Source organism: Pseudomonas sp. Au-Pse12, from assembly GCF_021341665.1.
GTDB lineage: Bacteria > Pseudomonadota > Gammaproteobacteria > Pseudomonadales > Pseudomonadaceae > Aquipseudomonas.
The window spans coordinates 343925-355817 of sequence record NZ_JAJTTH010000005.1 but is presented as its reverse complement, the minus strand read 5'-3'; the positions used below and the strand labels follow the sequence as shown (position 1 = coordinate 355817).

The following is an 11893-nucleotide window of genomic DNA, read 5'->3' as shown; positions in this document are numbered from 1 at the left end:
CGCAGCCTGCGGCAGTGGCTGCAGGTCAGGTCGGGATGCCGTGCTCGGTCAGGAAGGCAACGAAGGCTTCTTCGTCCAGGACCTTGAGCCCCAGCTCGTTGGCCTTGGCCAACTTGGAGCCCGCGCCAGGGCCGGCCACCACGCAGTGGGTCTTGGCCGAGACCGAGCCGGCCACCTTGGCGCCGAGGCTCTCCAGCTTGTCCTTGGCCACGTCGCGGCTCATCAGTTCCAGCGAACCGGTGAGCACCCAGGTCTGCCCCGCCAGAGGCAGCCCAGCCACCACCTTCTTCTCGCTGTGCCAGTGCATGCCAAAGGCCTGCAGCTGCTGCTCGATGGCCTGGGCCAATTGCGCGTTGGCCGGGTTGTCGAAAAACTCGCGAACCGCCTTGGCCTGCTTCTCCGGCAGCGCCTGGCGCATGTCCAGCCAATCGGCATCGATCACGCCTTGCAGGGAGCCGAACTTGTCCGCCAGCTTCTGCGCACCGCCCGGCCCCACCGACGGGATATTGAGCTTGTCGAGCATGCCACCCAGGGTGGTGCTGGCGGCAAACTCCGCCCCCAGCTCCCCTTGATCCTGCAACACCAGGCCGCATTGATCGGCGTCCAGCAAGGCGCCGATCACTTCCTGGTTGTGGCTGTCTTCAAAGAAGCTATGAATCTCGTGGGCCACCTCCAGGCCGACATCCGGCAGGTAGGTCAGCACTTGCGGCAACGCTTGCTGGACCCGCTCCAGGGTGCCCAGGGAACGAGCCAGGACCTTGGCGGTTTCCTCACCGACGTCCGGGATCCCCAGGGCATAGATGAAGCGCGCCAGGGCCGGACGCTTGCTGTCCTCGATGGCCTTGAGCAGCTTGTTGCTGGAGACTTCGGCAAAGCCTTCCAGGTCGATGATCTGCTCGTACTTGAGCTGGTAGAGATCCGCCGGCGAGGCAATGAGCTTCTCGTCCACCAACTGCTCGATGGTCTTGTCGCCCAGACCTTCGATGTCCATGGCGCGCCGGGAGACAAAATGGATGATCGCCTGCTTCAGTTGGGCAGCACAGGCGAGCCGGCCGACGCAGCGATACACCGCGCCTTCGCTGACGGTTTCCCGGCCTTTGCTGCGCTTGACCAACTGCGTGCGTTCGACGTGGGAGCCACAGACCGGGCAGTTCTGGGGAATCTGTACTGGCCGGGCGTTCTCCGGGCGGCGCTCGGTAACCACTTGCACCACTTGCGGGATCACATCGCCGGCGCGGCGGATAATCACCGTGTCACCGATCATCAAGCCCAGCCGCGCCACTTCATCCATATTGTGCAAGGTCGCATTGGACACGGTGACCCCGGCCACCTTGACCGGCTGCAAGCGCGCCACTGGAGTCACGGCGCCGGTGCGGCCGACCTGGAACTCCACGTCCAGCAGCTCGGTGAGCTCTTCCGTGGCTGGAAACTTGTGGGCAATGGCCCAGCGCGGTTCCCGAGCGCGAAAGCCCAGCTCGCGCTGTGAGGCGACGCTGTTGACCTTGAACACCACGCCGTCGATCTCATACGGCAGCGCATTGCGCCGCTCGCCGATCTCGCGGTAGTAGTCCAGGCACTCATCAATGCCCCTGGCCAGGCGTAGCTCGCGGCTGATGGGCATGCCCCACTGCTTCAACTGCTCAAGGTTGCCGATGTGGGTATCGGCAATCTCGGCGCTGACCTGGCCCAGGCCATAGCAGCAGAACTCCAGAGGCCGGCTGGCGGTGATCTTCGAATCCAGTTGGCGCAGGCTGCCCGCTGCGGCGTTGCGCGGGTTGGCGAAGGTCTTGCCGCCCGCCTCCAATTGCGCGGCGTTCAGGCGCTCGAAACCGGCCTTGGACATGAACACTTCGCCGCGCACTTCCAGGGTGGCCGGCCAACCGCTGCCTTGCAGCTTGAGGGGAATGTTGCGCACGGTGCGCACGTTGACGCTGATGTCTTCACCGGTGGTGCCGTCGCCTCGGGTGGCCCCACGCACCAGTACGCCGTCCTGGTACAGCAGGCTGACCGCCAGGCCATCGAGCTTGGGCTCGCAGCTGTACTCCACCGCTGCGCCACCGCCGAACAGGTCGCCAGCCGGCAGGTCCAGGCCTTCGTTGACCCGGCGATCGAACTCGCGCATGTCGACTTCTTCGAAGGCGTTACCGAGGCTGAGCATCGGGATTTCGTGACGCACCTGGGTGAAGGCCGAAAGCGCAGCGCTGCCGACACGCTGGGTCGGCGAGTCACTGGTCACCAGCTCCGGGTGCTCGGCTTCAAGGGCCTTGAGCTCGTGGAACAACCGGTCGTATTCCGCATCCGGAATGCTCGGCTCGTCCAGTACGTGGTAGCGATAGTTGTGTTGGTCCAGCTCAGCGCGCAGCTCAAGAATGCGGGTTTCGGCGGCGGTCATGGGGTTCTCTCATAAAGCAAAAGAGCAGCCTAGGCTGCTCGATCTGAAGATTGGGGCAAGGGCATCGCTGGCAAGCCAGCCCCTGCAGGAGGGGCTGATGGCAGGAGCTTAGCGCTTTTGGGTCAGGGCGCGACGCTCGAATTCGACGATGCGCTGACGGTAGTGCTCGATGGTCTGGGCAGTGAGGACACTGCGTTGATCGTCCTTGAGTTCACCATTGAGCTCCTGGGACAGCTTGCGCGCTGCCGCCACCATCACGTCGAAGGCCTGCTTCGGATGACGCGGGCCAGGCAGGCCGAGGAAGAAACTCACGGCCGGGGTGCTGAAGTGGTCGATGTCGTCCAGGTCGAACACGCCGGGCTTGACCGCGTTGGCCATGGAGAACAGCACTTCGCCGTTGCCAGCCATGCTTTCGTGACGGTGGAAAATATCCATCTCGCCAAAACGCAGACCGCTTTCGAGGATGTTCTGCAACAGCGCGGGGCCTTTGAAGCCGGCGGCGTCACGACAGATCACGCTGATGACCAGCACCTCTTCGGCTTGCGGTTGTTCCTTGTCGCTGTGGCTGGCGGACTTGCCTTCCGCGGCCGGGAAATCATCATCACGGCTGCTGAAGCTCGGGCCGCTGTCCAGATCCAGGTCCAGGTTGAGGTCGCCCTGGTGCGGCTCGCCACCACGCTTGCCACGCTTGGACGAAGAGCCTTCCCGAGGCTCGCGGGCAGGCATGCTCACCGACGGCAGATCATGCTCGTCCAGTTGCGGTTCTTTATGGGTGTCCAGCACGCGGGGTGGTCCCAGCAGCTCGGCACTGCCCTCATCATCGGGCAAATTGGAAAGACTTCGATCAAGACGGAACTTCAACTTCCCCTTGCCGCCGCGCATACGCCGCCAGCCATCAAAAAGAATACCGGCGATAACAATAATGCCGATGACGATCAGCCACTCGCGCAGACCGATTTCCATGTAATCCCGTGCCTCTATAAAAAATGCTGAAAAATAAGGGGTTTACAATCTGCAAACCGCTTTAAAACGTGGCGCCAACTCTATGTTCTGAATGGCGTTTTGCCCACGCATAGGAAAAATTGACATTAAACTAGCACGACCAAAGGCAACTTTACACCGTCTGTCGTGACGGCTAGGGCCAATATATCGATTGGCCAGCTTGGCAATGGGGAAATTCCCCCTACTTGACCTCCTAACAGTCACCTCGGTCGCCTGGACTCAAGCGTCCACCATCGCCATCGCCTCCTCGACATCCACGGCTACCAGGCGCGAACAACCGGGTTCGTGCATCGTTACGCCCATCAATTGATCAGCCATTTCCATGGCGATCTTGTTGTGGGTGATATAGATGAACTGCACCGTCTGCGACATCTCTTTAACCAATCTTGCGTAGCGTCCAACGTTAGCGTCATCCAGCGGTGCGTCAACTTCGTCGAGCATGCAGAACGGCGCCGGGTTCAACTTGAAGATGGCAAATACCAGGGCCAATGCAGTCAGCGCCTTTTCGCCACCCGAGAGCAAATGAATGGTGCTGTTCTTCTTGCCCGGAGGGCGCGCCATGATCGTTACCCCTGTATCGAGTAGATCTTCGCCCGTCAGTTCCAAATAAGCGCTGCCGCCACCAAAAACTTTTGGAAAGAGTGCCTGCAGACCGCCGTTGATCTGATCAAAGGTATCTTTGAACCGATTACGGGTTTCCTTGTCGATCTTGCGGATCACGTTCTCCAGAGTCTCCAGCGCCTCCACCAGGTCGGCATCCTGGGCATCCAGATAACGCTTGCGCTCGGACTGCTGCTGGTACTCGTCGATGGCCGCCAGGTTGATCGCGCCCAGACGCTGGATCCGCGCGGCAATACGTTCCAGCTCTTCTTCGGCAGCCTGCTCGCTGGCTTCTGCGGTCAGGGTTGCCAGCACGCCATCCAGGTCATAGCCATCAGCCAGCAGCTGCTCCTGCAAGGTCTTGCGGCGCACAGTCAGGGCTTGCCATTCCATGCGCTGCTGTTCCAGCTGGCCGCGAATCAGTTGCGATTGCTGTTCGGCCTGGTTGCGACGCTTCTCGGCATCGCGCAGTTCGCGGTCGGCATCTTCCAGGGCGATTTGCGCGGTCTTGAGCTCGACATCCACGGTCATGCGTTTTTCCAGCAGCTCTTCGAGCTTCAGGCGCAACTCTTCCAGCGGCGCCTCGCCCTCCTCCAGATTGAGGCTGAGCTGCTCGCGCTTTTCGGTCAGGCGCTCGGACTGCAGCTCCAGGCGCTCCAGGGCCTGGCGCGTGGAGTCATGCTGGGCCTTGAGCGAGCCCATGCGTACTGCCAGTTGATGAGCGTGATCCTTGTGCTGGCGCGCTTCCTGGCGCACCCGATCGAGGCGCTCGCGCAAGCTGTCACGCTGGGCCAGCAGCAGTTCGCGCTGCTCGGTGTCCAGGGCCATGCTGTCGAGGGCTTCCTGCAACTGCAGGCGCGCCTCGCCGATCTGTTCGTGCTCCAGCTCACGCTGCTCACCCAGCTCGACCAGCTCTTCATCAAGACGGGTACGCCGCAGGTTCAGCTGTTCGGCCTTGGCTTTGCCGGCCGACAGCTTGGCTTTCAACTCACCCTGCTGGCGGGCTTCGTCCTGCAACAGGCGACGCAAATGTTCACGACCGTTCTCCTGCTGGCGCTGCTGGGCCCGCAGGTTGAGCAACTGGCTTTCCAGGGCCTCGACGCTGGCTTCGCGCTCATCGCGCTCCAGGGTCAGTTGCTGGATTTCCTGGCCTCGAGCCAATACGCCACTTTCCGCTTCACTGGCGCGACGCACCCGCAAAAAATGCCGGCCAACCCAGTAGCCATCCCGGCTGATCAGGCTCTGCCCGGCGCTCAGTTGTCCGCGCAAGGCCAGGGCCTGTTCCAAGCTGTCCACCGGCTTGACCTGGCCCAGCCAGGGCGACAGATCGACCTGGGATTCAACCTTGTCCAGCAAGCTGCCGGGCATGCGCAGGGCATCCCCTTGCACACTCAGCAGACGCAGGTCGCCTTGCTGGAATCCGGCCAGGTCGATGCCAGAAAAATCGTCCACCAGCACTGCTTGCAGATCAGCGCCGAGCACGGTTTCCACCGCCAGCTCCCACCCCGCCTGCACCTGCATGCCATCGGCCAGGCGCGGACGCTCGGCCAGTTGCTGCTCACGCAGCCATTGCGCGGCACCGGTGCCCGGGTCGAGGGCCGCTTGCTGCAAAGCTTCCAGGGAAGCCAGGCGACCGTTGAGCCGCTGCAGCTCGCCCTGAGCCTGCTGCTGAGCCTGGGTGGCCTGCTGCAGTTGCTGGCGCAGCTGTTCCAGGCGCTCGACCTGGGACTCCTCACTGGCTTGCAGGTCTTCCAGGGTCGCTTCGCTGGCGGCCAGTTGTTCGTTGAGTTCGAGGATGGCCGCATCTTCCGGGTCCGCCGAGAGCAGCTCGCGCTCCTCGGCCAGACGCCGCTGACGCTCGGACAGGCGCTCCATGCTGCCTTCGAGCTGCTGGATGCGCGACTGCTGCACTTCCGCCTGGCGCCGCGGCTCGGCGGAACTCAGGTTGAAAGCGTCCCACTGCTCCTGCCAGCCGTGCATGGTGGCTTCGGCTTCTTCCAGGGTCGCAGCCGCTTCTTCAGCCGCCGCGGCGGTCACTTCCTGCTCGGGCTCGAGCATCGCCAACTCTTCACCCAGGGTCGCCAGCAAGGTGCGGTCGTGGCCCAGGTGCGACTCGGTTTCCAGGCGCGCGCGCTCGGCTTCCTTGAGATCGTCCTGCAACTGCCGCAGGCGTTGCTGGCCGTGCTGGATGCTCTGCTCGACCCGGGCGATATCGCCGCCCACCGAATAGAAGCGCCCCTGCACCAGATTGAAGCGCTCGGACAGCTCGTGGTGCCCGTCGCGAAAGCGTTCGATGGCCGCATCGGCGTTGCGCTGCTCGGCCACCAGCGCCTCGAAGCTGACTTCCTGGCTGCCGATCACCGACTCGCGCTGACCCACCTGTTCATTCAGCGCCTGCCAGCGCAGGGCCGACAGTTGCGCCTTGAGCTGACGTTCCTCGGCCTTGTATTCCTGATACTTCTCGGCGGCCTGGGCCTGACGATGCAAGCGTTCGAGCTGGCGCTCCAGCTCTTCGCGCAGGTCGGTCAGACGGGCGAGGTTCTCGTGGGTGCGGCGGATGCGGTTTTCCGTTTCGCGCCGGCGCTCCTTGTACTTGGAGATGCCCGCGGCTTCTTCGATGAAGTTGCGCAGGTCCTCGGGCTTGGCCTCGATCAGCTTGGAGATCATGCCCTGCTCGATGATCGAGTAGCTGCGTGGCCCCAGGCCGGTGCCAAGGAAGATGTCAGTGATATCACGACGGCGGCACTTGGCGCCGTTGAGGAAATAGCTGTTCTGGCTGTCGCGGGTCACCTTGCGGCGGATGGAGATTTCCGCATAGGCCGCGTATTCGCCCACCAGGGTGCCGTCGGAGTTGTCGAACACCAGTTCGATGCTGGCCTGGCTCACCGGCTTGCGGCTGGTGGAACCGTTGAAGATGACGTCGGTCATCGACTCGCCACGCAGGTTCTTCGCCGAGCTTTCGCCCATCACCCAACGCACGGCGTCGATGATGTTCGACTTGCCGCAACCATTGGGCCCGACCACCGCCGCCATGTTACTGGGGAAGTTCACCGTGGTCGGATCGACGAAGGACTTGAACCCCGCCAGCTTGATGCATTTGAGTCGCACGTTTACGCATCCGCCAACGCAGACACCACCAGATCGCTGCTGCGCTGGGCGTAGACCGTCAACACCTGACGGATCCGCTCCAGATCACGGGCCAATACGGCGGCCAGCAATTGCTCGAACAACGCCAGGTATTCGCTCATCGAGGCCTTGCGCTGCTCCAGTGCCAGGTAATAGGCACGGCTCATGGCCGGTTGCAGGTTCTCGACGGTTTCCTGCAGGTAGGGGTTGTTGGCGAACGGATAGGCCGCGCGCATCACGCTGAAGCTGTCTTCGACGAAGGCGCGGATGTCCTGGCGCTCGTAGGCGCTTTCCAGGCGCTGCTGGATCTGCAGGAACGGCGTCATGTCGCTCTGCTGCACCCAGCCGCTGGCCACGGAGTTGCCCAGCAGGATGTACAGCTCGCTCATCAGGGTGCACAGGCTGCGGACCTTGTGCTCGGTGAGCTCAGTCACGTGGGCGCCACGGCGCGGCAGGATGGCGATCAGATGGCGGCGCTCGAGAATCAGCAAGGCCTCGCGGACCGAACCACGGCTGACATTGAGGGCCAAGGTGACCTTCTGTTCCTGAATGCGCTCCCCAGGCTTGAGATCCCCGCGAATGATACGTTCGGCGAGGTGGTGAGCAATTTGCTCGGCGAGGCTGTCCGGCGCCTTGAACGTCATGGTTTTCCTTCAAAATCTTTAATCGGCACAAGCGGCGCAGTGTAGCGCAATTGACACTTCATCGCGGAGTGCCCAGGGGCCGGAATTTGGCACGAAATAAGCAAATTCGTGCTGATCCGAGCAATTTTCTGTAGCCGTTCATACTTGAATTGTTAGAGGCGGAAATTTCCTGACCTCAAAGTCAGAAAATCATTGACCGAAAAGTCAGACATGACTAAATTCGGCTGACGTCGGTTAACAATAATAATGAGTCTGCGAGGCCTTCCGTGATCCAGTTTTTACTCAACCAGGAACTCCGTAGCGAGCATGCCCTGGACCCCAACCTGACCGTGCTCAACTACCTGCGCGAACACGTGGGCAAGCCCGGCACCAAGGAAGGCTGCGCCAGCGGCGACTGCGGCGCCTGCACCGTGGTGGTGGGCGAATTGCAGACGGATGCGCAAGGCCGCGAAAGCATTCGCTATCGCAGCCTCAACTCATGCCTGACCTTCGTCTCCTCCCTGCACGGCAAGCAACTGATCAGCGTCGAGGGCCTCAAGCACCAGGGCCAGCTGCACAGCGTGCAACAAGCCATGGTCGACTGCCACGGCTCGCAATGCGGCTTCTGCACCCCGGGCTTCGTCATGTCGCTGTTCGCCCTGCAGAAAAACAGCAGCCAGCCCGACGCCCACAAGGCCCATGAAGCCCTCGCTGGCAACCTTTGCCGCTGCACCGGCTACCGGCCGATTCTCGCCGCCGCCGAACAGGCCTGCTGCGCCGGGCAAAGCGACCAGTTCGACGCGCGCCAGGCCGAGACCATCGGCCGCCTCAAGGCCATCGCCCCCAAAGACACCGGCGAGCTCAATAGCGGCGACAAGCGCTGCCTGGTGCCATTGACCGTGGCCGACCTGGCCGACCTCTATGACGCCTACCCGCAAGCCCGGCTGCTGGCCGGCGGCACAGACCTGGCCCTGGAAGTGACCCAGTTCCACCGTACCCTGCCGGTGATGATCTACGTCGGCAACATTGCCCAGATGAAGCGCATCGAACGCTTCGACGATCGCCTGGAAATCGGCGCCGCCACCGCCCTCACCGACTGCTACGACGCGCTACGCGCCGAGTACCCGGACTTCGGCGAACTGCTGCAACGCTTCGCCTCGCTGCAGATCCGCAACCAGGGCACCCTGGGCGGCAACATCGGCAACGCCTCGCCCATCGGCGACTCGCCGCCGCTGCTGATTGCCCTGGGCGCGCAGCTCGTCCTGTGCAAGGGCGAAGTGCGCCGCACCCTGGCCCTGGAAGACTATTTCATCGACTACCGGGTCACCGCCCGCCAGGAAAGCGAGTTCATCGAGAAGATCATCGTGCCCCGGGCCAGCGCCGAGCGACTGTTTCGAGCCTACAAGGTGTCCAAGCGCCTGGACGACGATATTTCCGCGGTCTGTGCGGCCTTCAACCTGCGCATCGACAACGGCGTGGTCAGCGATGCGCGCATCGCCTTCGGCGGCATGGCGGCGATTCCCAAGCGCGCCAAGAGCTGCGAGGCCGCGCTGATCGGCGCGCCCTGGAATCAGTCGAGCATCGAGCGCGCCTGCGCCGCGCTGGCCGAGGACTTCACCCCGCTCTCGGACTTTCGCGCCAGCAAGGAATACCGCCTGCTGAGTGCGCAGAACCTGCTGCGCAAATACTTCATCGAACTGCATGCACCGCACATCGAGACCCGGGTGACCGCTTATGTCTAACCATCACAAGGTCGAGAAGACCCAGGCCGAACTGACGGCCCTGTTTCACCAGGACCTGACCACCGGCGTCGGACGCAGCGTCAAGCACGACAGTGCCGACAAGCACGTGTCCGGTGAGGCGGTGTACATCGACGACCGCCTGGAATTCCCCAATCAACTGCACGTCTACGCGCGGCTGTCGGATCGGGCCCACGCCCGGGTCATCAGCATCGACACCGGCCCCTGCTACGCCTTCGAGGGCGTGCGCATCGCCATCACCCACGAGGACATTCCCGGCCTCAAGGACATCGGCCCGCTGCTGCCCGGCGACCCGTTGCTGGCCATCGACACCGTACAGTTCGTCGGCCAGCCGGTGCTGGCGGTAGCCGCCCGTGACCTGGAAACCGCGCGCAAGGCGGCCATGGCCGCGGTCATCGAATATGAAGACCTGGAACCGGTACTGGATGTGGTCGAAGCCCTGCGCAAGCGCCACTTCGTGCTGGACAGCCACACCCATCAGCGCGGCGACTCGGCCAGCGCCCTGGCCAGCGCCGAACACCGTATCCAGGGCACCCTGCATATTGGCGGCCAGGAACACTTCTACCTGGAGACCCAGATTTCCTCGGTGATGCCCACCGAGGACGGCGGCATGATCGTCTACTGCTCGACCCAGAACCCCACCGAAGTGCAGAAGCTGGTGGCGGAAGTGCTCGACGTGTCGATGAACAAGATCGTGGTCGACATGCGTCGCATGGGCGGCGGTTTTGGCGGCAAGGAAACCCAGGCGGCCAGCCCCGCCTGCCTGTGCGCGGTGATCGCCCGCCTCACTGGCCAGCCCACCAAGATGCGCCTGCCGCGGCTCGAAGACATGCTGATGACCGGCAAGCGCCACCCCTTCTACATCGAATACGACGTGGGCTTCGACAGCCGCGGCCGCCTGCACGGCATCCAGCTGGAACTGGCGGGCAACTGCGGCTGCTCGCCGGACCTCTCGGCGTCCATCGTCGACCGGGCGATGTTTCACGCCGACAACTCGTACTACCTGGGCGATGCCACCATCAACGGCCATCGCTGCAAGACCCACACCGCGTCGAACACCGCCTACCGCGGCTTCGGCGGCCCGCAAGGCATGGTCGCCATCGAGGAGGTGATGGACGCCATCGCCCGTCACCTGCACCTCGACCCGCTGGCGGTGCGCAAGGCCAACTACTACGGCAAGACCGAGCGCAACGTCACCCACTACTACCAGACCGTCGAGCACAACATGCTCGAGGAAATGACCGCCGAACTGGAAGCCAGCAGCCAGTACGCCGAACGCCGCGAAGCCATCCGCCGGTACAACGCCAACAGCCCGATCCTGAAAAAGGGCCTGGCGCTGACCCCGGTGAAGTTCGGCATTTCCTTCACCGCCAGCTTCCTCAACCAGGCCGGCGCGCTGATCCACATCTACACCGACGGCAGTATCCACCTGAACCACGGCGGCACCGAAATGGGCCAGGGCTTGAACATCAAGGTGGCGCAAGTGGTGGCCGAGGTGTTCCAGGTCGACATCGACCGGGTGCAGATCACCGCCACCAATACCGACAAGGTGCCCAACACCTCGCCCACCGCCGCGTCCAGCGGTGCCGACCTCAATGGCAAGGCCGCGCAGAATGCCGCGCAGACCATCAAGAACCGCCTGGTGGAATTCGCCGCGCGCAAGTACCAGGTCAGCGAGGAAGACGTGGAGTTCCACAACGGCCATGTGCGGGTCCGCGAGCACATCCTGACCTTCGAGGACCTGATCCAGCAGGCATATTTCGCCCAGGTGTCGCTGTCCAGCACCGGCTTCTACAAGACCCCGAAGATCTACTACGACCGCGCCCAGGCCCGGGGCCGGCCGTTCTACTACTTCGCCTTCGGTGCCGCCTGCGCCGAGGTGATCGTCGATACCCTGACCGGCGAGTACAAGATGCTGCGTACCGACATCCTGCATGACGTCGGCGCCTCGCTGAACCCGGCCATCGACATCGGCCAGGTCGAGGGCGGCTACATCCAGGGCATGGGCTGGCTGACCACCGAGGAGCTGGTGTGGAACGCCAAGGGCAAGCTGATGACCTGCGGCCCGGCCAGCTACAAGATCCCGGCGGTGGCCGACATGCCGGTGGATCTGCGGGTCAAGCTGGTGGAAAACCGCAAGAACCCGGAAGACACGGTGTTCCACTCCAAGGCCGTGGGCGAACCGCCGTTCATGCTCGGTATCGCCGCCTGGTGCGCGATCAAGGACGCGGTGGCCAGCCTCGGCGACTACCGTCACCAGCCCCAGATCGATGCACCGGCGACTCCCGAGCGGGTGTTGTGGGGCTGCGAGCAGATGCGCCGCTTGCAGGTGAGCAAGGGCACGGATCAGCACGTCGAGCTGGCACCGCTGTAATGGCCTTCGCGGGCTT

6 protein-coding genes are annotated in these 11893 nt (G+C 63.2%); 2 read left to right on the top strand and 4 right to left on the bottom strand.

Translation table 11 applies throughout. The features are described 5' to 3' along the window. Positions 1–25: 25 nt before the first annotated feature. From ligA to LXM55_RS16560, 4 genes are all read right to left on the bottom strand, one after another. The gene (ligA, locus tag LXM55_RS16575; protein ID WP_233321365.1) at positions 26–2392 is read right to left on the bottom strand and encodes an NAD-dependent DNA ligase LigA; all 2367 of its coding nucleotides are present in this window, start codon (positions 2390–2392) and stop codon (positions 26–28) included. A 108-nt stretch (positions 2393–2500) separates the two neighbouring features. After that, positions 2501–3355 carry a cell division protein ZipA gene (gene zipA / locus LXM55_RS16570; RefSeq protein ID WP_233321364.1) on the bottom strand — a complete coding sequence of 285 codons (855 nt, stop codon included), beginning with the start codon at positions 3353–3355 and terminating at the stop codon, positions 2501–2503. Positions 3356–3613: 258 nt separating this feature from the next. Continuing rightward, positions 3614–7102 carry a chromosome segregation protein SMC gene (gene smc / locus LXM55_RS16565; protein ID WP_233321363.1) on the bottom strand — a complete coding sequence of 1163 codons (3489 nt, stop codon included), beginning with the start codon at positions 7100–7102 and terminating at the stop codon, positions 3614–3616. A 2-nt stretch (positions 7103–7104) separates the two neighbouring features. Continuing rightward, entirely contained in the window at positions 7105–7764 is a 660-nt protein-coding gene (locus LXM55_RS16560; protein WP_233321362.1) for a GntR family transcriptional regulator, read from the bottom strand. A gap of 266 nt (positions 7765–8030) precedes the next feature. Between LXM55_RS16560 and xdhA the strand changes: the two genes are divergently transcribed. Together xdhA and xdhB are read left to right on the top strand one after the other, a co-directional pair. Further along, positions 8031–9485: a xanthine dehydrogenase small subunit gene (xdhA, locus tag LXM55_RS16555; RefSeq protein ID WP_233321361.1), complete on the top strand. Its 1455-nt coding sequence runs from the start codon at positions 8031–8033 to the stop codon at positions 9483–9485. Then, entirely contained in the window at positions 9478–11877 is a 2400-nt protein-coding gene (gene xdhB / locus LXM55_RS16550; protein WP_233321360.1) for a xanthine dehydrogenase molybdopterin binding subunit, read from the top strand. Before xdhA ends, xdhB begins: the two co-directional genes overlap by 8 nt. The last annotated feature ends 16 nt before the right edge of the window (positions 11878–11893 follow it).

Bases quoted from the DNA above. Each gene is read 5' to 3' on its own strand.
- ligA (WP_233321365.1), bottom strand. From the start codon at position 2,392: ATGACCGCCGCCGAAACCCGCATTCTTGAGCTGCGCGCTGAGCTGGAC.
- LXM55_RS16560 (WP_233321362.1), bottom strand. From the start codon at position 7,764: ATGACGTTCAAGGCGCCGGACAGCCTCGCCGAGCAAATTGCTCACCAC.
- xdhB (WP_233321360.1), top strand. From the start codon at position 9,478: ATGTCTAACCATCACAAGGTCGAGAAGACCCAGGCCGAACTGACGGCC.
- zipA (WP_233321364.1), bottom strand. From the start codon at position 3,355: ATGGAAATCGGTCTGCGCGAGTGGCTGATCGTCATCGGCATTATTGTT.